Consider the following 21,398-nt stretch of genomic DNA (forward strand, 5'->3'; position numbering starts at 1 on the left):
GCCCAGCTCAAGATCACACCAAGGCCGGGCCGCCTGCGACTTCGACTTGCGTCGAAGGCTCCACCGACTCGATTCGAATCCGCATCGGATTGGTAGTCGATCAGTGAGGGATGGCCTGCTGTCAGCGCGGCCCGATGCCCGGCTGAAGGCGTGCGAGCGCTGATCGAGCGGAGATGCCCAGATCGAATTCGAACTGCCCGTCGCAATCCTCCGACAGCAGAAGCACCCCGCCACCGGCTCCGACAGTCGACTCATAAATCGCGGGGATGGCATCACCCACGAACCGATGCAACGAGACGAGGAAGAGGCCGTCCGTCTTCGTCTCGTCTGCCCCATCGAGCGCCAGCCTGAAGCGATCGTACCGCAAATCGCACGACCAGCTCCGATCGATCGAGGGGCGCTCGTCCTGCCAATCTGCCAGCTCGGCCAGGGCCGCGATCAGGCTGGAGGGCTGCTGTACCGGGCCATCGATATGGCGGCCAGACCGTTCCATGATCCGCTTTTTGAGAAGCCATGCGGCCCGCTGGGACACACCCAGAATGGTGGCCAACCGACTCGAGCCTATCCGACCTTGGGTCGCGGCCAGCAGGTAGATCGCCTGCAGCGACGCATGCAGCGGCAGATGGCTGTTGTGAAAAGGGGTCTTCATCCGGGCGGAGAACATCTTGCGGCAGGCATAGCATTTCCACGTTCCAGGTGCGGTCGAACCGTACAGGTGCCGGACACGCTCCATTTCACCGCAATGCGGGCAGATCGGCCCTTCCGGCCAGAGAAAGCGCTCGAGGAAATCGCAGGCAGGATCTTCGTATCGAAAACAATCAATCAGGCACATGTCAGACAACTCCCCGGGATACGCGATATAGGAACCCCTGACCGATCCGGCCTTCGTTGCCGATGGGCGCGAGTAGTGCCTCATATTCGCAAGTCATTGTTGACCTCGGTCAATGGGTTTTAGCGATCAAATTGGATAAATCGGATTACCCAAGATGATCACTCCCACTAATACCTGGTATGGCCCGCAACTTGCGATAGAACTTGCGATAGATGAACTCGGTCGTTCGCGTCGCGAAACGCGTCGTTGTCATGAAATTCTAACATCTGATTGATTCAGATCAATGCTCTCCAGCTCGTTCCTACGAAGCTCACCTCTTGTCTTTCGAGGGTGAGTGGCGTCGATGCATGAGCTAGATCAGGCCGAGACAATCGCTTTTCTTGCATCGCCCGCCGCCTTCGGACGAAAGGGCGCGGGAACGGGGACAATCGTTACCGATGTTTCGATCGTTCTGCTGCTCGGCGACCGCGCTCTCAAGCTGAAGAAGGCAGCCCGCTTCGCCCATATCGATCTTTCGACGCCAGAAAACCGCTTTGCCGCCTGTCAGGAGGAACTGCGCCTGAACTGGCGGGCCGCGCCATCGATCTATCGCGCCGTTCATCGGATCACCCGCGAACCTTGCGGCAGTCTCGTACTGAACGGTTCCGGCCCTCTTGTCGACGCCGCCTTGGACATGGCGCGTTTCGACGATTCCCAGATCTTCGACCGGCTCGCGCGCGAGGAGTTGCTGTCGATGACGCATTTGGAAAGCCTGGGACGCCGGATCGCGGAGTTCCATCAGAATGCCGAAATCGTGCTCTGCGAAGGCGTTTCCCGGATCGAGACGGTCCTCGCGGACAACGCGCGGGCCCTTGCAGCGACGCGTGCCGTCCCGGCTGACGACGTGGCCAAGGCGATGCAAGCCTGCAAAGTGGCGCTCGAACGCCACGGGGACCTGCTTGATCGGCGAGCTCTTTCAGGCCAGGTGCGCCGCTGTCATGGCGATCTGCAGTTGCGCAACATCTGCCTCGTCGATGGCGTTCCGACGCTGTTCGACTGTCTCGAGTTCGACCCGGAGCGTGCGACCACGGACGTGCTCTACGATCTCGCCTTCGTTCTGATGGACCTTTGGCATCGCAGGCTGCCCTTGCATGCAAACATCCTGTTCAATCGCTATCTCGACGCAAGCGGCGACGAACTGGGAACCGCCCTGCTGCCCCTCTTCATGGCCATCCATGCCATCATCCGCGCCCGGGCGGCCGCTGCGGAGGTCGCCGAGACCGAGTTCGACTCGGCTTGGAGCCGTGCCGAGGCCCGGTCCTACCTGGCATTGGCGCACGATCTGCTCGCATGGAGGCCGCCTCTGCTTGTCGCCATAGGAGGTTATTCCGGCTCCGGAAAATCAAACGTCGCCGCACGGATCTCACACGCGCTCGGACCGCCCCCAGGAGCGCGCATCCTCTCCAGCGACCGTATCAGGAAGTGGCTTTTTGGCGTCGCACCCGAGACGCCGCTGGGCCCGGAGGCTCATGCTGCTCCGATTTCCGATCTGGTCCATGCAACAATCGCCGAGCGAGCGGACGCGCTGACGGCCGCAGGCCATGCCGTCGTTGTCGATGCCGTCTTCGATCGCGCGTCCTGGCGCGATCGACTGGCCGCTATCGCGTCTCGCGGACACGTGTCGTTCCGTGGGCTGTGGCTCGATGCACCCGCCGACGTTCTCATGCGCCGGGTCGCCGCTCGCCGGGGAGACCCATCCGATGCAACGCCAGACGTCGTGATGGGGCAGATTGCTCGCCAATCGGTGCCGGCCGACTGGCTGTGCATCTGCGCCATCTGCGAAATTGAGGCCATCGGCGCCACGGCCCTGCTGGCCATCCGAGAGCCGTCCGTCCTCACGCATTATGAAGCCTGCCCAGGCAGGCTCGCCATGTCCGCCTCACCGGTATCTTTAAGCTGCTCACGAGCGGTCTTATCGGCGGCCTCGACCAGATCCCGGGGAATCGCGGACATGGCGGCTGCTGTCGAAATGACGACCGCGAACGAGCCTCCGACAGCCACACGCTCGCTGCGATGCTCATAGCCGGGGCCATCGGGTTTCGGCCGACCTGATCGTCGCGGAGCCTTATGGTCACATGCGGGTGCGCGAATGGATCCTCGGCGGGGCGACCCGTGATCTGATCCAGTGCTCCGGCCTGTCGACCCGGACGCTGCATCGACGCATGCCGGGACCGGGGTTGCAATCCGCGGCCCTGGCGCCCTCCGGCGCTTGACTCCGATCAAATCGCCGCCGCGGCCGCTATGCCAGAATTGCGGACAATCAAGATATTGCCGGTGCGCATGCCCGCACGCCGCTATCTTGCGGGAGATTGCCGCCATGCTCGTAGAAGCCATCATGACCACCCCCGTGATCAGTGTCGCCCCGTCGACCTCGATCCGTGACGCCGCCCGCCTGATGCTGGCCCATCGGATCAGCGGCCTGCCCGTCGTGGCCGACGACGGGGCGCTGGTCGGCATGGTCAGCGAAGGAGATTTCCTGCGGCGCAGCGAGCTCGGAACGCAGCGCAAGCGCTCGTGGTGGCTCGAATTCCTGGTCGGACCCGGCACGGTCGCGGACGACTACGTTCATGCGAATGGCCGCAAGGTCGGCGAGGTCATGTCGAGCAATATCGAGACGACACGCCGGGATGCGACGCTCGACGAGGTCGTCGAGACGATGAGCCGCCGCCGGATCAAGCGGCTCCCCGTCGTCGAGAACGGCAAGCTGGTCGGGATCGTCGCACGCTCCGACCTGCTGCGCGCCATGGCCGACGCGCTGCCCGCCGCCGATGCAGCCGTCGTCGACGATGAACGCATCCGCGCGGACATTCTGAGCGAACTCGCCAGGCAGAGCTGGGGCGGGCAGATGATCCATGTCCATGTCGACCACGGCGCCGTCGAGCTCAGCGGCGCGATCTTCGACGAGCGCGAGCGCCAGGCCGCCCATGTCGTCGCGGAGAACGTCGCCGGCGTGAAATCAATCTCGGATCAGCTGGCATGGATAGAGCCGATGTCGGGTGTCGTGATCACGCCTTCGGAGATGAGCAACGTCAAAACCGCTGCCTCTGCACGGACTTCCGCATGAAGGCGATGGTGCTGCGCAAGGTCGGCGAGCGCCTGGCCTGTGAAGCGCGGCCCATCCCCCGCCCCGGGAACGGCGAACTGCTCATCCGTGTCGAGGCTTGCGCTGTCTGCCGGACCGATCTTCATATCATGGACGGCGAGCTGCCCGATGTCAGAGTTCCGATCGTGCCGGGTCACGAAGTGGTCGGCATCGTGGATGCTGCGGGGCCAGGCGTATCATCGAGCCTGATCGGCGCTCGCGTCGGAGTCGGCTGGCTTGGTCGCGCCTGCGGCCACTGCAGCTACTGCGCCGGTGGTCAGGAGAACCTATGCGACGAGCCGACCTTCACCGGCTACACACGCGACGGCGGCTTTGCGACCCACATGCTCGCCGACGCGGCCTTCGCCTTTCCGCTGGAAGGGTTCTCCGACGCCATCGCAACCGCCCCGCTGATGTGCGCCGGGCTGATCGGCTGGCGCTCGCTTCAGATCGCGGGGCCGGCGCACCGGATCGGCCTTTACGGCTTCGGTGCGGCCGCCCATATCATCGCCCAGATCTGTCGTTGGCAGGGCCGCGACGTCTACGCTTTCACCCGCTCCGGCGACGCACCCGCCCAGGCATTGGCGCGATCGCTGGGAGCCTGCTGGGTGGGATCGTCGGGCGAAATGCCGCCTGAGCCGCTGGATGCCGCGATCATCTTCGCGCCGGTCGGCCCGCTCATTCCCATCGCGCTGAAGGCCGTTCGCAAAGGCGGTCGTGTCGTTTGCGGCGGTATCCATATGAGCGACATTCCGCAATTCCCCTACCGATTGCTGTGGCAGGAGCGCCAAATCGTCTCCGTTGCGAACCTGACACGGCAGGACGGCATCGACTTCCTCGCAATCGCTCCGCAAGCCGGGATCAGGACCACAACCAGGACCTATCCGCTCGAACAGGCGAACGAGGCACTCGACGATCTCCGTAGCGGCCGGCTGCAGGGCGCCGCCGTGCTCGTTCCCTAACGGGTCGGCCCGTTATCGCGCGACCCAGGCCGCTCCTTCCTTGCGGTATTTGTGCTTCACTGCCGCCCAGGCGACGCGATGAGCGCGTTCCTCGTGCCTTTGCCCGTTCTCATCCGAATAGTTCGCCCAGGCGGAGTTGAAGGCCGCGCGATAAATCTCCTGCGCATGCGGAGGGAGGTGCGCACGAACGGATTCGGGCAAATCTTCAAGCAACCGGTACGGCATGGCTCGCTCCAATATCGCCTGCAACGATACCGGCCCGCCAATGGCGCATGGTTGTCGAAGATCAATGCCGACACGACGGCATGGCGGCACAGCCCGCGGTCCCGGTTTTCCGATCCAGACTTGATCCAGCGCAAGCGCAGATGGGCCGCGGTCGGCCATCATTCAGGCCTTGCTGCAGGAGCCGATGCGATGGCCGAGACGACGCCCAAGACAACGCCCAAGACGAATTGGCTGATCTGGTACGTGTTCGTGGCGGTAATGGGCGTCCTGTTGGTCCAGGATGTCCTGACAGCATGGCGCCAGACCGAAACCATTCCCTATAGCCAGTTCGAGCACCTGATCCAGGACGGCAAGGTCGCCGAGGTCGTGGTCGGCACCGAGACGATCACAGGCACGTTCCGGGAGCCTACGACCGACGGCAGGCGCTTCTTCACGGCGAAGCGTGTCGATCCAGCGCTGGCCGACCGGTTGGCCGGCAAGGACATCGTGATCCGTGGCGCCGGATCAGGAGCCTTCCTGGCCAGCCTGATCTCCTGGGTCTTGCCCACCCTCGCCTTCTACCTGATCTGGGCCTTTCTCATCCGACGCGTCGCCGAGCGGCAAGGGTTGGGCGGTATCATGACGATCGGCAAGTCGAAGGCGAAGATCTTCGTCGAGACCGACACGAAGGTGACCTTCAAGGACGTCGCTGGTGTCGACGAGGCCAAGTTCGAGCTGCAGGAGGTCATCTCCTTCCTCAAGGATCCGGCCTCATTCGGGCGTCTGGGGGCACGCATGCCGAAGGGCATCCTGCTGGTCGGGCCGCCAGGAACCGGCAAGACGCTGCTGGCGCGTGCCGTCGCCGGTGAAGCGGGCGTTGCTTTCTTCTCGATCTCGGGAGCGCAGTTCATCGAGATGTTCGTGGGCGTCGGTGCTGCGCGGGTGCGCGACCTCTTCGAACAGGCACGCCAGGCTGCGCCCGCGATCATCTTCATCGACGAGCTCGACTCGCTCGGGCGCAGCCGTGCGGGTGCGACACCGTTCGGCGGCTATGACGAGCGCGAGCAGACGGTCAACCAACTGCTGGCGGAACTCGACGGTTTCGACCCGACGATCGGCGTCATCCTGCTGGCCGCGACGAACCGCCCGGAGGTACTCGATCCGGCCCTGCTGCGGCCCGGCCGTTTCGATCGACAGGTGCTTGTGGACCGCCCCGACCGCAAGGGACGGCTCGACATTCTCAAGGTGCACGCCGGCAAGGTCCGCCTCGCCGAAGGTCTGGATCTCGACCAGGTCGCCGCAATAACGACAGGCTTCACCGGGGCCGATCTCGCCAACCTCGTCAACGAGGCTGCCATCGTCGCGACGCGCCGCAAGGCCGCCGCGATCACGCTCGACGATCTTACCGCGGCAATGGAACGGGTGGTCGCCGGCATTGAGAAGCGCAGCCGGCTGCTTAGCCCTGAAGAGAAGCGCCGCGTGGCTTTCCATGAATTGGGCCATGCGCTGGTCGCCGCGAGCGTGCCGGGCGCCGATCCTGTGCTGAAGGTCTCCATTATTCCCCGCGGCATCGGCGCGCTGGGCTACACGATCCAGCGGCCGACCCGCGACCGCTTCCTTCTCACCGCCGCGGAGTTGCGCGACAAATTGGCAGTCCTGATGGGAGGCCGCGCAGCTGAGGCGCTCGCCTTCGCAGGCGACATCTCGACAGGAGCTGCCGACGACCTGCAGCGGGCGACGGAACTCGCGCTCGATATGGTCACGCGCTACGGCATGGCCGCCACGCTCGGAGACCGAACCTACCTTCCGCCAACGAACCCCTTTCTGCCGGCGGCTGGAACCGAGCGCCCGACCGCCTCGGAAACCACGGAACGCGAGATAGACGTGGCCGTGCGTGACCTCGTGGCAGCCGCCTTGAACGATGCGACCGTGATCCTGACAAGGCGCAAGGCGGAGCTCGAGGCAGGGGCGCAGTTGCTGATCAAACAAGAGACCATCACGGCGGCAGATTTTCCGGCTCTGGCCTGCAACGGCCCGCGGGCGCCGATCGCCAAAGCGTCTTGAGCCGGATCAAGGACAGCGGCGACGCAAGGGACATATTGCGACAAACAGAAAGGAGCGCGGCATGGTTACGCACACATCCGATCTTCATTACGCACCAACTCTCTCAGATGCGGTCGATTGGTCGCCTTATCTCGCCGGCGCCGGCATCGGGGTCCTGAGCTGGATCGTGTTCGCAGCAGTCGATCAGCCGATCGGCATCACGACAGCGCTGTCCCAGCTGGCAGCTGGGGCAGCGATACCGATTTTCGGATCGGATTCCGTCTCCGCCAACAGCTATTGGGCGAAGAATCCGTTCGTCCTCGACTATGGCGTCATCTTCCTGGCGGGCACGTTGCTGGGGGCGCTTGCTTCCGCCCTGCTATCGCGTCGCTTCCATATCGAAACCGTCCCGTCGGTCTGGCGAGAGCACTTTGGCCCCTCGGTCGCCAAGCGCCTTACGGCCGCTTTCCTCGGCGGGATTCTGACGATGTTCGGGGCGCGACTGGCCGGAGGCTGCACCAGCGGACACGGTATATCCGGGGGATTGCAGCTGGCCCTGTCGAGTTGGGTCTTCCTGGCGGTGATGTTCCCCGTCGGCATTGCAACCGCGCATCTCACGTTCCGGCGTCGGGCCTGAAGGGAGAAAACGATGTTCATCATCATGGTCGGGCTCACCTTCGCAGCATTCGGGCTGCTCTTCGGCTTCGCCTTCGGATGGCTTCTGCATCGCGGGAAAGTCACCGACTACAACGTCATCATCGATCAGTTCCTGCTGCGCGATTTCACGGTGCTCAAAGTCATGCTGACCGCGATCATCATAGGAGGCATCGGCGTGCTCGCCCTCCATCAATCCGGTTGGGCGAACTATCACATCAAGGATGCCAATCTGCTCGCAGTCGTGCTCGGAGCGTCCATATTCGGGGTCGGCATGGTCATTTATGGCTATTGCCCGGGCACTGGCCTGGCCGCGATCGGCACCGGCAGTATCCACGCGCTGGTCGGCGCACTCGGCATGATCACCGGCGGAATCCTTTACGCCCTCTCATTCGACTGGATGCAGGCTCATGTCCTGACGGTCTGGAGGTTCGGCAAGGTCCGTCTCCCGGATCTGACGGGCATTCCCGATCTGGTCTGGTTCATCGGCCTGACCGCAACAGCCATCGCCTTCTTCGTCTTCATCGAACGCCACGCGGTTCCGTCGCATCTGCGGCGGAGCTCGAGATAGCGACCATGTCCTCTCGGTTTCCAGCTGGGACGGCGATGACCACGGACAAGGACGTGGCCATCAGCGTTCGCAGCCTCGATGTCGCCTTCGACGACAAGATCATTCTCGATCACCTCGACCTCGATATCATGCGCGGAGAAATCCTCGGCGTGATCGGAGCATCCGGTTCCGGTAAATCGGTTCTGACCCGTACCATCCTGGGTCTCGTGCCGAAGCGCAGTGGCACCATCGAAATCTTCGGCCAGGACATCGACCCGCTGCCGGAAGCCGAGCGCCGCGTGATGGAGCAGCGCTGCGGCGTGATGTTCCAGCAAGGCGCCCTCTTCTCCTCCTTGACCATTACCGAGAATATCCAGCTCCCGATGCGCGAATGCCTCTCGCTGTCGCCCAGCCTCCTCGCGGAAATGGCGATGCTGAAGCTCGAAATGGTCGGGCTGCCGCGCGACGCGGCAGGCAAATATCCGGCTCAGCTCTCAGGCGGCATGACCAAGCGCGCCGCCTTGGCGCGTGCGCTCGCTCTCGATCCCGAGATCCTGTTTCTGGACGAACCGACCTCCGGGCTCGATCCGATCGCGGCGGATGCCTTCGACCAGCTCATCCTGACGCTCAAGGCCAGCCTCAACCTCACGGTGATGATGATCACGCACGACCTCAGCACCCTGCACACAGCCTGCGACAGGATCGCCGCCATTGCCGGCGGCAAGATCGTGGCGATCGGCACGCTTCAGGATTTGCTCTCCTCTCAGCACCCTTGGGTCAAGGCCTATTTCGAGGGCGAGCGCGGCCGGACAATCTTCGCGGACCGGATTGTGCGCACTGATGTCGCGGCAGCATAAAAGATGATCTTCGCCAAGCCTTCACGTCTCACAAGGCTTGGCGCGGATGACCCTCTGCCCACTTCATTCTATGCCTTTGTGCTTCGTTGCGGAGGTTGGCATCAGCTGCTGCTCTGCTTCCTCTCGATCGCGGTCTTTCTGCTCAACGCCGCACCGATCGAACTGCAGCGGCGCATTATCGATATGGCGGTGAAAGGCGGGCCGGCGGGCGCGATCATGACCGCTCTGCTGGTCAACTGCGCAGTCATTCTGTCCTTCGGCCTGGTCAAGCTGCTGATGAATATCTATCGGGCCTGGCTCGGCGAATGCGCCACCCGGATCCTGCGGCTCACCGTAGACCGGAGTCTCTTCGCGCGGTCCGAGCCGCGACAGAGCCATGCCGGAGATGGCACGGGGCTGTCGATGATCCTCGCCGAGGCCGATGATGTCGGCGCCTTCGTCGGATCCAGCATCAGCGTGCCGATCGTGGAAGCTGGATTCCTGATCAGTGTCTTCATCTACCTCGCCCGGCTCGATTCAGCGATGCTGCTGCTCAGCCTGGTCGTTCTGGCATCGCAGTTTCTATTCGTGCCGATCATGCAGAAGGCGATCAACCGGCGCGTCGCCGACCGGACGCTGGTGCTGCGCCAGCTTGGAGACGGGCTGGTATCGCCCATGGGGATCGAGGCCGGAGCACCGCTCAACGCCGCCTTCGCCCTCGCCATGGGGATCTTCAAGCTGAAATTCTCGCTGAATTTCCTGATGAACCTCAGCTATTCGCTCGGGAACGTCCTTGTTCTCGGTATTGGCAGCCTGTTGGTGCTGCGCGGGGAGTTGGAGATCGCCACGGTCGTCACCTTCGTCTCGGCCATGTCGAAGGTGGTCGACCCTTGGAACGATATGGTCGATTGGGCGCGCAGCCTTGCAGTCACACGAGTCAAATATCGTCTGATTGTCGACGGGTGCTCGCCCATGGACGGCGATCCCGCGGCACCCGGGCGGGCTCCCCTCAGCCCTGCGGCCGCTGGCCCTGCGTGATCCGCCCGTCGACGACCTCGATGATCCGGTCGCAGCGCGTGGCCAGCGCCATATTATGCGTCACGATCAGGAAGGTCGTGCCGGAGGCGAGGTTCTCGTCCCGCATCAGCTGGAAGACGCCTTCCGCCGATTGCGTATCGAGATTACCGGTCGGTTCGTCGGCAAGGATCAGCCGGGGGCGCATCGCCAGGGCCCGCGCGATCGCGACGCGCTGCTGTTGCCCCCCCGACATGTTGAGCGCGCGGTTATTGGCGACCGGCGTGAGTCCGACACGATCGAGCAGATCAAGCGCCCGCTGCTCGATGGCTGCACTTGCGCGGCCATTGGCCACCACCATCGGCATCATCACGTTCTCGCAGGCCGTGAAGGCCGAGATCAGCATATGCGACTGGAAGACGAAACCGATCTCATGGCCGCGCAAATGGGTGATCTCGGCATCGTCGAGGCGGCTCGTCGGCTCGCCGGCGATCGAGAGCGAGCCGCTGGTCGGGCGGTCGAGCAGACCGATGATGTTGAGCAGCGTGCTCTTGCCGGAGCCCGATGGCCCGACCAGCGCGAGAAACCCGCCGGCCTCAAGCTCGAGATCGATCGCATGCAGGACCTCCGTCTCGTTCGGCTCGCCGACATTATAAGCCTTGCAGACCTGTTCGAGCCTGACGATCGCCTCAGCCACGGATCGCCTCCACGGGATCGAGCCGCGAGGCGCGCAGCGCCGGCGCCATCGCCGCGACGACACCGGTCAGCGTCGCCAGCAGCGCCGTGGTCACGAAGAGCTGCGGCTCGATGATCAGGGGAAACAACTCGCTGCCATCCGCCTGCCGCGTCGTCTGGTGCCAGTACACCAGGGCAAGGGCACCGAATGTCGATCCTGTCAGGGAACCCGCAAAGCCGAGAAGCCCGCCCTGGAGCAGGAACAGCTTGAGGATCTGGGTCCGCGTCGTGCCCATGGCGCGCAGGATGCCGATGTCCTTGGAGCGCTGGATGACCGAGACGACGAGAACCGCCGCGATACCGAAGGCGACCGAGAGGCCGACGAACAAGCGGATCAGGAGGTTGGTGTTCTTCTGCGCCTGAACCGCAGTGAAGAATTGCGCATTCGTCTTGATCCAGCTGTCGGCCTGCACGGCGTTCGAAGCCTGGATCTGCCGAGCGATCGTCTCGGCGGCATAGATGTCCCCGACCGAAAGCCCGATCTCGGTGACGCCGCCGATCATGCCGAGCAGGGACTGCGCCGTGCGCAAGGCGACATAGGTGTTGCGTAGATTGGCGCCCTTGTTGCCGAAATCGACGATTCCGCTGATCGTCAGAACCCGGCTCGATCCGCTCGCGCCGTTCAACAGCAGCTTGTCCCCGACTACGGCGCCGAGATCGGCAGCGAGCTCGGTTCCCACCACGATATCGTCGCTGGTCAGGCGAATGCGGCCGGCGACGAGATAGTCCGGCAGCCTCACGATCCGAAGATAGGTCTCGGGCTCGATGCCCAGGACAGAGACCGAGCGGCTGGCACTGCCGCGCACCGCCAGCGCGGCACCCGACATGCTGATCGCGACCACCGTGACCTCCGGCAAGGCCTCCATCCGACGCGCGATCATCTGCCACTGGTCGATCGACAGCACGCGCTGGCTCGGACGCTGGACGAGCGCATCCTCGATTTCGCGCGACGCGCCGCGCAGCGGCCTGGCGACCTGGTCGGGCGGCAGAAGCTGGATCTGCGGCTGCGAGGTCAACACGCGCCTGATGAAGTTCGCCTCGAGCCCGGCCAGCATCGCCGACATGAAGACGATGACGGCGACGCCGATCGTGATGCCACCGACGATGAAGCCTGTCTGCAGACGCCCATCCGCCAGGAAGCGCAACGCGCCCGTCCAGACGAAGGGCATCCAGCGGATCATGGCAGGATCGCCCTGAGCTTCTGTCCGGTGACGATGCCGGCATTGGCCGGGACTGCCGTGTCGCCCTCGGCAAGCCCGTCGAGGATCTCGACGCTGGTCGCGCCGCGCAGACCGAGCCGGACCGGCTGCTTGGCCGCGCGTCCGTTCCTGACGCGCATCACCCACGGGGCCTGAGACACAGCATCGCGCACCGAGCGCGTGGGCAGGACGAGCGTAGCGGCCCGACGTGCCGTCTCGATATCGACCGACACCGTCATGTCCTGGCGCAGATAGGCCGGCGGATCTTCTACCTTGAGCTTCGCCTCGACCGAGGCCCGGCTGATGTCGATGCCGGGATTGATGTAGACGAGCGTGGCCTTCATCCGCTCGTCGGGATAGGCATCGGCCGAGGCCAGCGCCGTCTGGCCGATCGCGATGCGGCCGAGATTGCGCTCGTCGATCTGGATGACCAGTTGCGTCTCGCCGTGCGGCGCCAATACCATCAGAGCCTTGCCCGGCTGGGCGACGCTGCCCCGCTCGACAGCGCGCGAGATCAGCACGCCATCGCGCGGCGCGACGATCCTGGCATAGGACAATCGGGACGAGGCGGTGTCGAGGCTGGCACGCGCCTGGTCCAGCTGGGTCTGGGCCATGACGGCGTCGCTCCCCCCGGGGCTCGCGGTGAAGACCTGCAGTTCGGCGCTGCGAACCTGTGTCCGCGCCACGTCGAGCGCCTTGAGCGCATCGTCGAGCGTCGCCCTGGTGGCGGAACCGGTCCGGGAGAGCTCGGCCACGCGGTCATAGCTGTGCTGGGCATTGAGAAGCACGGCCTGGGCCTGAGCGAGCGTCTCCCGCGCCGACGGCAGGGTGAGTTCCTGGATCTGGCGCAGCCGCGCCTGCGCCTGTGCGACCGCAGCCTGTGCCTGGAGGAAGGCCGCGCCGAGTTCGCGCGCCTCGAGCGTGACGAGCGGCTGTCCCTTCACGACAGGCTGCCCCTCCTCGACGAGCACCTCTTCGACCGTCCCGGTGATCTGGCTGGCGATCTCGACGCGATAGGGCGTCTCGACATGGCCGCTGGCCACGACCGTCTGCACCAGATCGGCCCGCCTGACGACATCGACCACGACTGCGGGGCCGATCAGGACCCGCGCCATTTGCCACGTCCCCACTCCGACAAGAGCGATGACGGCCAGCGCGAACCAGCGATGGGTCCAGAGCCAGTGCAACGCCCGGACCGCCCCGGCGCCGCGGTGGGGCTCCGATGCCGCGCGGGATGCGGGCCGCTTCGGCCCCGCCTTCGGAAAGGCTTGTGCCGCGCCCGACGGATCGACCGGCGGCGGCGCCTTGTCGCCGGAGCCTGGCTCCTGGGGGCGCATATGCAGAGTCATCGTTGGCGGCCATACATGGCCTGAGCCCGCGCCCGGAGGATGGGCTGGCCGTCTTCTCGAAGATCGACTGCGGTATGGCTCATCTGCACCTCAAGTCGGGACGGGAGTCGTGCTTGGCGCCATCTTTGCTCAAAATCGGCCTTACTCATTGATCTCGCGCAAGCCGGCCATGTTAGACTGAAGCCAGCCTGCTCAATGGCGGCGCGCCGTTCCGACGCGCCCCGCCGACTTCGATGACTTAGCGAGGATCAAAGCCCGGGCTCTCGCGATCGCCGTGGAGATTTGGATATCCAGCCTGATTTGCGCGAAGGCGTGTTCCGCCGACACACCTCAAGCTGGATACCGCCTTGGCTGAGGTTGCCCCCTCGGCGGCCAGCCGCCGAGTCTCGCGCCATATGTCAGCGAATGCTTCGAAATTCCGACCATTAACCATCCGAGCGAGTCTGCCGGCGCAGCCAGTTGCAATCGCCTTACGTCATCACGCCTCTATCGAGGGAGTGGTGCGGGGTCACCGAGCCACCAGACTTCGCAACGCCTGTGAATTTTCGACGGAAAGCCAGGAGGTTGCACCGCTATCGGAGCATTCGGTGATTCCTAAATTGGTCGGCTCGATCACGCTGCGCTACTTCTCCGAGGTAGCCGAGCGTGGTTCCTTTCGAGCTGCGGCGGAATCGCTTCGGATCGCGGCGTCGGCGATCAACCGGCAGGTCAGCAATCTCGAGACCGACCTCGGCGTGAAACTGTTCGAAAGAGCGCGCGGCCGCGCCGGGCTGCAATTGACGGATGCAGGCCGCATCCTGCAGTTTCGCCTGCGTTCGGCGATCAACGAACTGCGCATCGCCAACGATGAAATCATTGCGCTGCAAGGACTGCAGCGCGGGCATGTGACCGTCGGCTTCAATGATGTCGTCGTGAATTCAATATTGCCGGGCGCGATCAAGACATTCAACCGGATACATCCGGGCATTACGTTCGGAGTCAGGGTCGATAGTACGCGCGGGCTGGTTTCTCGGTTGAAGGATGGCGATATCGACTTCGCGGTCGCCTATAATTTTGCCTCCGACGTCGAGCTGTCCTGCCTGGAGAGCGTCTCTCTCAGGATGTACCTCGTCGCCTCGCCCGATCATCCGCTGGCCGTGCGCGCGTCGGTTGCGCTTGCCGACCTTGCCGGCTTCAACCTCATCCTGCCGGACGGCTCGGGCTTTCTGCGCCAACTCTTCGACGTCGCGTTTCGTGGGTCGAATGCGCAGATCCATTCTCTCGTCGAGACGAACTCCTTCGAGCTGATCCATTCGCTGGTGGAATACGGCGTCGGTATCAGCATCGTGACGGGACGAGCACAAAGGGAGGATGGCCGGCCGCGGCTTGTTCATGTCGAGATCAAGGATGCACTTCTCTCGCAGAACGTGCTCGCATGCTGCAGATTGCCCGACCGCAGCCTGTCGCCGGCCGCGGCGGCCTTCGCGGAGGTGGTCTGCGATGCTTTAAGGGCCTTCGGACATCGCGAAGCCCGCGCCGGTCAAGCTGGAGAAGGATAGGCAGCTCCCAATCCTGCGGCTCCGTGCCGTGGGCAATTTCGGAGAACGCCAGGGATTCCGAACCGCCAAGCTCGGCATGGCGTCGCGCGGACGAGAACGTTGCCGGGCAAAACGGCAAGGTGCCATGCGGCGAGGACCCCGCCTTGCCAATGAGGCACTCCCCTCCGGTCAGTGAATGGCAGGTCCGCCATGATTTAGCAGCATGCCATATGTCCGAGTGATGCATGACTGATTGCGCGCCGATGCATGGTGGCTGGAGCGCCCGGTCGTGTTTCTCAATTTTTTCCTGATTTTTCTGGCCTCTACACGTCTTTGATCACGTCACAAATTCAATGCGCTAATTTTGTGTCTTCAAAGAGGCCAAATTGGCGCTTTACGCAGACGAGTGGTCATGAGTACGCAACGGAAGCTCAAATAAGCATCCGTCGCGACGATTGGCCAGAATATGAGCGAAAACAATTCGGAATTTGAAATAATTTGCTCAAAAGTCGACGCGGCATGGGCTGCTTTACAGACACAATACGCTGAGAGATTGACCGCGCCGGAGATCGATTTTCTGTTCTCCCGCCTCGTCCTCGGCCTGAGCTCACCATTCTACGCCGAGCGCGAGCCGGCGCTTCATTTCGATGTCTGCGGTGAACTCGTCGGGCGCAAGCTGCCGCCCGAGCGCGTCCACGCGGCGTTGCATGCCGTTCCGCAACCCAGCCAGCCATGGGTCGAAAGGGCCTTTGACCTGGCGGAAGAGCACGGAACCAAAATTGGAATGACGCTGGCCGAACAGCGCGATCGTACCAACCACACAGACGCCAAAGCCGATGCGGCACATCGAGAGCTTTCGAGCGGGGCCAAGGAGCAAGTGGGCTGATGACTGACGGCACTGACAGGCACGCACAGGGTAGGTTCCGTGGCGGCTTCGCCGGCAACTGGGTTTCAGGCGGCGACGGGAGCCGCTCGCTGCGCCGCCGGCTGATGGCGGTGCTGCGCATGGCCCATCGCGTGCTCGGCGTCAGCCGCAAGGACATGGGTCTCGGGACTTTGGGCGTCGGCGGCAGCCTGCGTTCGGCCAGCGCGATCGGCGGCCTGGCCGCGATCTTCGCGCTTTGCCTCTCTGCACCGGCGCAGGCGCAGTATCAGGCCGGCGGCGGCACGGCGTCAGGCGCCAACTCCGTCGCCGTCGGTAACGCTGCCAAAGCGAATAATCCGAACAGCGTGGCGTTGGGCACCTCCAACAGCGCAACGGGCGACGCTTCGATCGCCATCGGCTATTCGATGAGCGTCAATGGCCTCAACGCCATCGGCATGGGTGTCTTCGCGAACGCGACCGGCGTCAATGCCCTCGCCATAGGCGGGAACGCCCGTGCACTCGCGGACGGAGCCTCATCCTTTGGTGTCAATTCCACTGCCAACGGGGCGAACGGGACTGCCATCGGCTCCACGGCCACTGCCGGCGCCGCCGCTACGGCCGTTGGCGTATCGAGCCAGGCAACCGGCGGCAATACTGTCGCTATCGGCAGCCTCAGCCAAGCGACGGATAGTGCAGCCACCGCGGTCGGAAACGGCGCCCGCGCCACGGGAAACAGTTCGCTCGCGCTCGGCGCCCAGGCTCTCGCGATCGGCAGCAGCACGGTTGCGGTCGGACAGGGCGCCGGCGCCGGTTCAACCACCGGCAATTCCAGTTCGGTTGCGATGGGCGTCGCAGCCGGCACGCTCGTGAGCGGCGCACAGAACACCGCCATCGGCAGCGGCATTCCCAGTGTCATGCGGGGCGCCGGCTCAGGCGTCACCGGAGCACGCAACCTCGCCTTGGGAACCGGCGACGGCACCGTCACTTACGATGGCACGCTTTCGGCTTCGGCGGGCAATCTGGTGACGGGCAATGATAATATTGCGATCGGCACCAATGCCGGCATCGGCGTCTCCGCCAATACAACGACATCGATCGGTTTCCATGCCATGGCGACCGCCGCCAATACCATTGCGGTCGGCCCCCAGGCCAATGCCAGCGGGACCAACTCGGCCGCGCTCGGCAATGTCGCCAGCGCTTCGGGAAACTTCGCGCTGGCCCTGGGTAATTCGGCCGTGTCGAGCGGAGTGGGCGCGGTCGCGGCGGGGTCGGGGGCCCAGGCCACGGCCGTCTCCACCACGGCGCTCGGCAACAACGCGACGGCGACCGCCACGAACGCAGCTGCGCTTGGACTGGGCGCAACCGCGAGCGCTCAATCTGCCATCGCCGTAGGCACCAGCTCCGTTGCGAATGCCGTCGCCAGCACGGCCGTTGGCAACACGGCCGTCGCCAGCGGCTTAAACGCCTCCTCATTCGGGTCTGGCGCGAACGCGGCGGGAAACAATTCTCTCGCTGCCGGCGTCAGCGCCAACGCGAGTGGGATCAGCAGTACCGCGCTCGGTGTCGGCGCCGTAACCAGCGCTCAGAATGCGGTCGCTGTCGGCGCTGCGGCGACCGCGTCCGGGCTGAACTCCGTCTATATCGGCTCGCGCACCGTTGGAGCCGGCGCCAGCGCACAGAGCGCCATCGGCATCGGCACGGACGTGTTGGCGTCCGCGACCAACGCCATCGCGGTCGGTCGCGAGGCCACTGCGAGCTCCGCCGATGCTGTCGCCATCGGCACCAGCGCGACCGCGACTGGCGGCAAGGCGGTGGCGATCGGCGCCGGCAATGTCGCCTTTGGCGATGGCGCGGTGGCGATTGGCGATCCCAGCTACGCCAGCGGCGTCGGCGCCTTCACCGGCGGCGCGAACAACATCGCCAATGCCGACGGCACGGCGAGCGCCACCGCCGCCAACCAGGCCAATGGCGCGGTCGCGATCGGCAACAACAATGTGGCCATCGGCCAGGGCTCCGTGGCGCTCGGCAATTTCAGCCGCGCGGGGGCCGCTGGCGCGGTCGCCTTCGGTGACGCAGCCGTCGCAACCAACGCTCGCGACGTCGCTTTGGGCTCGGGCTCGGTCTCGGATACAGCGGTGGGCACGGCGAGTACCGCGATCAACGGCACGACCTATAATTTCGCCGGCACGACGCCGGGCTCGACCGTGAGCGTCGGCGCGGTGGGCACTGAGCGCACCATCACCAATGTCGCGGCAGGCCGGATCAGCGGCTCCTCGACCGACGCGATCAACGGCTCGCAGCTTTTCGCGACCAATCAGGCCGTCGACGCCATCGGCGTCACCGTCAACAACATCAGCACCGGCGGCGGCATCAAATACTTCCACGCCAACTCGACCCTGCCGGATTCTCAGGCGCTGGGGACGAATTCCGTCGCGATCGGCCCCAATGCGGTAGCCACCAACACTGGCGACGTCGCCATCGGCCTCAATTCGGTGTCGGGCACGACGACGGCTGTGGCGGGCGCGACGATCGGCGGCACGGCCTACAGCTTCGCCGGCGCGACGCCTGCGGGCGCCCTCTCGGTCGGCGCGGCGGGCGCCGAGCGCCAGATCCAGAACGTCGCGGCCGGGCAGCTCACCGCCGCATCGACCGATGCGGTGAACGGTTCGCAGCTCTTCGCGACCAATCAGCAGGTCACGGTGAACACGACCGACATCGCCACGCTCGGCACCACGGTCAACACCATCGCCGGCAATGTCTCGACCGTCTACACCGACGCCAATGGCGACGGCATCCGCTATGTCCGCACCAATGACCGGAGCCTTGCGATCACCGATTCCTTCGCCCAGGGGATTGCGGCGACCGCCGTCGGCTACCAGGCGACCGCCGTCGCCGATAATTCGCTGGCGCTCGGTCGCGCCAGCCAGGCCACCATCCTGGGCGGCGTCGCGCTCGGCTCCGGCTCGATCTCCGATCGTGCGCTGGCGCCCCTCACCGGCACGCTTCCGGCCGGATCGGCGATCATCCAGTACAACACGACAGACAAGACGCTGCTCGGCGCGGTCTCGGTCGGCACGGCGACCTCGTACCGGCAGATCACCAATGTCGCCGATGGCACGCAGGCTCAGGATGCCGTGACGATCCGCCAGCTCCAGGGCGCCATCGCCTCGGTTGCGACGACGCCGAGCATGTATTTCCACGCCAATTCGACCGGGCTCGACTCGCTTTCCGTGGGAGCGGAGTCGATCGCGGTCGGTCCCAGGACTGTGGTCAACGGTGATAACGGTATCGGCATCGGTAATGGCGCGACCGTCGACCAGATCGCGCCGGGTGGAACCGCAATCGGCCAGAACGCGCATGTCATGATGGCCGACGGCGTCGCGCTCGGCACGAATGCGACGGCGGGCGGCATCCAATCCATGGCGCTGGGCGCGGGTGCGACCAGCAATTTTGCCAACAGCGTAGCTCTCGGCGGAGGCTCGGCGACGCAGGCCACCGTGGCAACCGCGAGCACCACGATCCGCGGCACGACCTACAACTTCGCCGGGGCCGCCCCGGTCGGCACCGTCAGCATCGGCGATGTCGGCGCGGAGCGGACGCTGACCAATGTCGCCGCGGGCCGCATCTCGGCGACCAGCACCGACGCGATCAACGGCTCGCAGCTCTATGCGACCAATCTGGCGCTGGAGAGCGTGCAGGGCGGCATCGGCTCGATCAATAACAGCGCCGTCTTCTATGATCTCAACGTCGACGGCAGCAAAAAGAACAGCCTCACCCTGCAGGGCGGCGATCCCAATGCGCCGGTCGTCATCTCCAATGTCGCCGAGGGCGTGAAAGGGACCGACGCCGTCAACGTCAATCAGCTGAACAGGGGCGTCGCCGAGGCCAAGTCCTATACGGACAGCCAGATGGGCGCCGTGGCCGATGCGGCCAGGAACTATACCGACCAGAAGTTCGGGCAGCTCAACCAGCAGGTTCGCGCGGCCCGCCAGGAGGCCAGGCAGGCGGCCGCAGTCGGGCTGGCGGCGGCCTCGCTGCGCTTCGACGATCGTCCCGGCAAGGTCAGCGTGGCGGCCGGCGGCGGCGTCTGGCGTGGCGAGGGCGCGCTTGCCTTCGGCGCCGGCTACACCAGCGAGAACGGCCGCGTCCGCGCCAACCTGACAGGCGCGACCACCGGCGGCGAATGGGGCGTCGGCGCCGGCGTCAGCGTCACGCTGAACTGAGGGCGGCATGGCTGGCAGGCGCGCCCTATCCGCTTCGGCCATGGTCATGAGCTTGGCCATGACTTGCCTGCTCCTGTCCGGCCAGCGCTCGGCCGGACAGGCGCCGACCGGCTCCGACTACAGGATCAAGCCCTCCGACGTGACCTTGCCTGCCAATGCGAAGCTGGGCAGCTACCGCCGGATCACGCAGCCCTTCGAGAACTGGACGTTGATCTGCGACGAAAACCTGCAGACGCGGCAGAAGGTCTGCAACGTGACCCAGACCATCGAGGATTCGGCTGGTCGGCTGGCGTTCAGCTGGTCGCTCGCTGCCACGAAGGATGGCAAGCCCTACATGATCCTGCGCTCCACCTCGGATGCGAAGTACCCCGGATCGATCGCGTTGCGGTTTCAGGGCCGGACCGACCGGATCAAGGTCGAACTGGACGGCTGCAACGCCGCGGTCTGCGTCGGAATGCTGCCCGTTGGGCCGGCAGTGCGCGAGCAGATCGCGAAGAGCGCGGCCCCGGAGATCTCCTATGAAACGACCAGCGGAACGACGGTGACGCTTGCCGCCACCCTCAAAGGACTCTCGAAAGCGGTCGAGGCGATCAAATGAACAGGCGGTCCCGATGAATCAGCAATCCATCCATGATCGGATCATGTCGCGGCAGCAAAGCCGTCCGGTCCAGCTCGACAAGAGCCACCTGATCGAACCAAAGCGCAGTTGGGCCAAGGTCGCGGTCTATTCGGTCATCGGCATCACAGCCTTGGTCGGAGTTGCCTATGGCGCGATGAACTATGCCGCGATCCGCGGCCTGATCTCACAGCCGGCGATCGCGGAAACGAACAAGACCGATCGGTCCCGCCCCGAAACGCCCTTCCTGCAGCACGCCAGGCAGGCGGGGCTGAAGAGCTGCTCCACGGTGTTCCCGGTTCTCGGCGAGCTGCTGACGAATGGCGCCAAATACGACGTTCAGTCGTCCTGGAACAATGAAGCCGCCGACAGCCATGCCGTGCAGGCCCTGGTTGGCATGAGCTACACCACCCAGAACTATAGCGGGCCGGCCGCCGGCGTCGTCTTTGCCGCGCCGACGCAATCGACCTGCGAAGGCACGATGGTCCGGGTGGCGCCCTTCTCCGCCTCATGCGCCGAGATTCCGGCCGTTCTTCCGCAAGGCAGCAGGCTCGCCAGCAATCTCGGGCAGATTGCCGTCTACGCCCTCGCCAATAACGGCGGAAACGCCCTGCTTCTCCCGACTGGAAATGGCTGCGTCGTGGTCTCCGTGGCCGCGGCCGCGCGACAATAAGGAAC

General features: G+C 64.8%; 18 protein-coding genes. 13 read left to right on the forward strand and 5 right to left on the reverse strand.

The features are described 5' to 3' along the window. Nucleotides 1-121: 121 nt before the first annotated feature. Nucleotides 122-832, reverse strand: a complete 711-nt coding sequence (locus CYD53_RS24560; RefSeq protein WP_181012011.1) for a transposase — start codon at nt 830-832, stop codon at nt 122-124. 343 nt (nt 833-1,175) lie between these two features. On the opposite strand from CYD53_RS24560, the gene CYD53_RS24565 reads away from it, so the two are divergent. The 3 genes from CYD53_RS24565 to CYD53_RS24580 all read left to right on the forward strand — a co-directional run bounded on the left by CYD53_RS24565 (nt 1,176) and on the right by CYD53_RS24580 (nt 4,915). Next, nucleotides 1,176-2,894: a bifunctional aminoglycoside phosphotransferase/ATP-binding protein gene (locus tag CYD53_RS24565; RefSeq protein ID WP_103720720.1), complete on the forward strand. Its 1,719-nt coding sequence runs from the start codon at nt 1,176-1,178 to the stop codon at nt 2,892-2,894. Between the two features lie 294 nt (nt 2,895-3,188). Then, nucleotides 3,189-3,935: a CBS domain-containing protein gene (locus CYD53_RS24575; protein WP_103720721.1), complete on the forward strand. Its 747-nt coding sequence runs from the start codon at nt 3,189-3,191 to the stop codon at nt 3,933-3,935. Further along, entirely contained in the window at nt 3,932-4,915 is a 984-nt protein-coding gene (locus tag CYD53_RS24580; RefSeq protein ID WP_103720722.1) for a zinc-dependent alcohol dehydrogenase family protein, read from the forward strand. Before CYD53_RS24575 ends, CYD53_RS24580 begins: the two co-directional genes overlap by 4 nt. Before the next feature lie 12 nt (nt 4,916-4,927). Here the strand turns inward: CYD53_RS24580 and CYD53_RS30945 are convergent, their stop codons facing one another. Next, the gene (locus CYD53_RS30945) at nt 4,928-5,299 is read right to left on the reverse strand and encodes a ChaB family protein (RefSeq protein WP_342751733.1); all 372 of its coding nucleotides are present in this window, start codon (nt 5,297-5,299) and stop codon (nt 4,928-4,930) included. 30 nt (nt 5,300-5,329) lie between these two features. On the opposite strand from CYD53_RS30945, the gene ftsH reads away from it, so the two are divergent. The 5 genes from ftsH to CYD53_RS24610 all read left to right on the forward strand — a co-directional run bounded on the left by ftsH (nt 5,330) and on the right by CYD53_RS24610 (nt 10,240). Continuing rightward, nucleotides 5,330-7,183: an ATP-dependent zinc metalloprotease FtsH gene (gene ftsH / locus CYD53_RS24590; protein ID WP_103720767.1), complete on the forward strand. Its 1,854-nt coding sequence runs from the start codon at nt 5,330-5,332 to the stop codon at nt 7,181-7,183. 61 nt (nt 7,184-7,244) lie between these two features. Next, nucleotides 7,245-7,799 (forward strand): YeeE/YedE thiosulfate transporter family protein, encoded by a 555-nt coding sequence (locus CYD53_RS24595; protein ID WP_103720724.1) that lies wholly within the window; start codon nt 7,245-7,247, stop codon nt 7,797-7,799. A gap of 12 nt (nt 7,800-7,811) precedes the next feature. Beyond that, the gene (locus tag CYD53_RS24600) at nt 7,812-8,387 is read left to right on the forward strand and encodes a YeeE/YedE thiosulfate transporter family protein (RefSeq protein ID WP_245928414.1); all 576 of its coding nucleotides are present in this window, start codon (nt 7,812-7,814) and stop codon (nt 8,385-8,387) included. 5 nt (nt 8,388-8,392) lie between these two features. After that, nucleotides 8,393-9,223, forward strand: coding sequence for an ABC transporter ATP-binding protein (locus CYD53_RS24605; RefSeq protein ID WP_103720725.1), 831 nt, complete (start codon nt 8,393-8,395; stop codon nt 9,221-9,223). Between the two features lie 3 nt (nt 9,224-9,226). Then, on the forward strand, nt 9,227-10,240 hold the full coding sequence (locus CYD53_RS24610) for an ABC transporter ATP-binding protein (protein WP_103720726.1): 1,014 nt from the start codon (nt 9,227-9,229) through the stop codon (nt 10,238-10,240). Here the strand turns inward: CYD53_RS24610 and CYD53_RS24615 are convergent. From CYD53_RS24615 to CYD53_RS24625, 3 genes are read right to left on the reverse strand one after another with little or no spacing between them, the layout of a single operon-like run. Beyond that, nucleotides 10,212-10,913: an ABC transporter ATP-binding protein gene (locus CYD53_RS24615; RefSeq protein WP_103720727.1), complete on the reverse strand. Its 702-nt coding sequence runs from the start codon at nt 10,911-10,913 to the stop codon at nt 10,212-10,214. The genes CYD53_RS24610 and CYD53_RS24615 overlap by 29 nt on opposite strands. Beyond that, nucleotides 10,906-12,132: an ABC transporter permease gene (locus tag CYD53_RS24620; protein WP_103720728.1), complete on the reverse strand. Its 1,227-nt coding sequence runs from the start codon at nt 12,130-12,132 to the stop codon at nt 10,906-10,908. The genes CYD53_RS24615 and CYD53_RS24620 overlap by 8 nt, the downstream gene beginning before the upstream one ends. After that, nucleotides 12,129-13,499, reverse strand: a complete 1,371-nt coding sequence (locus CYD53_RS24625; RefSeq protein ID WP_245928415.1) for an efflux RND transporter periplasmic adaptor subunit — start codon at nt 13,497-13,499, stop codon at nt 12,129-12,131. Before CYD53_RS24625 ends, CYD53_RS24620 begins: the two co-directional genes overlap by 4 nt. A 347-nt stretch (nt 13,500-13,846) precedes the next feature. Between CYD53_RS24625 and CYD53_RS24630 the strand changes: the two genes are divergently transcribed. From CYD53_RS24630 to CYD53_RS24650, 5 genes are all read left to right on the forward strand, one after another. After that, entirely contained in the window at nt 13,847-15,037 is a 1,191-nt protein-coding gene (locus tag CYD53_RS24630) for a LysR family transcriptional regulator (RefSeq protein WP_146056003.1), read from the forward strand. 445 nt (nt 15,038-15,482) lie between these two features. Then, nucleotides 15,483-15,902, forward strand: a complete 420-nt coding sequence (locus tag CYD53_RS24635; protein WP_103720731.1) for a hypothetical protein — start codon at nt 15,483-15,485, stop codon at nt 15,900-15,902. Beyond that, entirely contained in the window at nt 15,902-20,104 is a 4,203-nt protein-coding gene (locus CYD53_RS24640) for a YadA-like family protein (protein ID WP_103720732.1), read from the forward strand. The genes CYD53_RS24635 and CYD53_RS24640 overlap by 1 nt, the downstream gene beginning before the upstream one ends. A gap of 58 nt (nt 20,105-20,162) precedes the next feature. After that, nucleotides 20,163-20,702: an invasion associated locus B family protein gene (locus CYD53_RS24645; RefSeq protein ID WP_245928416.1), complete on the forward strand. Its 540-nt coding sequence runs from the start codon at nt 20,163-20,165 to the stop codon at nt 20,700-20,702. Nucleotides 20,703-20,715: 13 nt separating this feature from the next. After that, the gene (locus CYD53_RS24650; protein ID WP_103720734.1) at nt 20,716-21,393 is read left to right on the forward strand and encodes a hypothetical protein; all 678 of its coding nucleotides are present in this window, start codon (nt 20,716-20,718) and stop codon (nt 21,391-21,393) included. The last annotated feature ends 5 nt before the right edge of the window (nt 21,394-21,398 follow it).

Origin of the sequence: Allobosea psychrotolerans (genome assembly GCF_002917105.1) — a bacterium.
Classification (GTDB): domain Bacteria; phylum Pseudomonadota; class Alphaproteobacteria; order Rhizobiales; family Beijerinckiaceae; genus Allobosea; species Allobosea psychrotolerans.

Bases quoted from the DNA above. Each gene is read 5' to 3' on its own strand.
- CYD53_RS24560 (WP_181012011.1), bottom strand. From the start codon at position 832: ATGTGCCTGATTGATTGTTTTCGATACGAAGATCCTGCCTGCGATTTC.
- CYD53_RS24565 (WP_103720720.1), top strand. From the start codon at position 1,176: ATGCATGAGCTAGATCAGGCCGAGACAATCGCTTTTCTTGCATCGCCC.
- CYD53_RS24575 (WP_103720721.1), top strand. From the start codon at position 3,189: ATGCTCGTAGAAGCCATCATGACCACCCCCGTGATCAGTGTCGCCCCG.
- CYD53_RS24580 (WP_103720722.1), top strand. From the start codon at position 3,932: ATGAAGGCGATGGTGCTGCGCAAGGTCGGCGAGCGCCTGGCCTGTGAA.
- CYD53_RS30945 (WP_342751733.1), bottom strand. From the start codon at position 5,299: ATGGCCGACCGCGGCCCATCTGCGCTTGCGCTGGATCAAGTCTGGATC.
- ftsH (WP_103720767.1), top strand. From the start codon at position 5,330: ATGGCCGAGACGACGCCCAAGACAACGCCCAAGACGAATTGGCTGATC.
- CYD53_RS24595 (WP_103720724.1), top strand. From the start codon at position 7,245: ATGGTTACGCACACATCCGATCTTCATTACGCACCAACTCTCTCAGAT.
- CYD53_RS24600 (WP_245928414.1), top strand. From the start codon at position 7,812: ATGTTCATCATCATGGTCGGGCTCACCTTCGCAGCATTCGGGCTGCTC.
- CYD53_RS24605 (WP_103720725.1), top strand. From the start codon at position 8,393: ATGTCCTCTCGGTTTCCAGCTGGGACGGCGATGACCACGGACAAGGAC.
- CYD53_RS24610 (WP_103720726.1), top strand. From the start codon at position 9,227: ATGATCTTCGCCAAGCCTTCACGTCTCACAAGGCTTGGCGCGGATGAC.
- CYD53_RS24620 (WP_103720728.1), bottom strand. From the start codon at position 12,132: ATGATCCGCTGGATGCCCTTCGTCTGGACGGGCGCGTTGCGCTTCCTG.
- CYD53_RS24625 (WP_245928415.1), bottom strand. From the start codon at position 13,499: ATGACTCTGCATATGCGCCCCCAGGAGCCAGGCTCCGGCGACAAGGCG.
- CYD53_RS24635 (WP_103720731.1), top strand. From the start codon at position 15,483: ATGAGCGAAAACAATTCGGAATTTGAAATAATTTGCTCAAAAGTCGAC.
- CYD53_RS24640 (WP_103720732.1), top strand. From the start codon at position 15,902: ATGACTGACGGCACTGACAGGCACGCACAGGGTAGGTTCCGTGGCGGC.
- CYD53_RS24645 (WP_245928416.1), top strand. From the start codon at position 20,163: ATGACTTGCCTGCTCCTGTCCGGCCAGCGCTCGGCCGGACAGGCGCCG.
- CYD53_RS24650 (WP_103720734.1), top strand. From the start codon at position 20,716: ATGAATCAGCAATCCATCCATGATCGGATCATGTCGCGGCAGCAAAGC.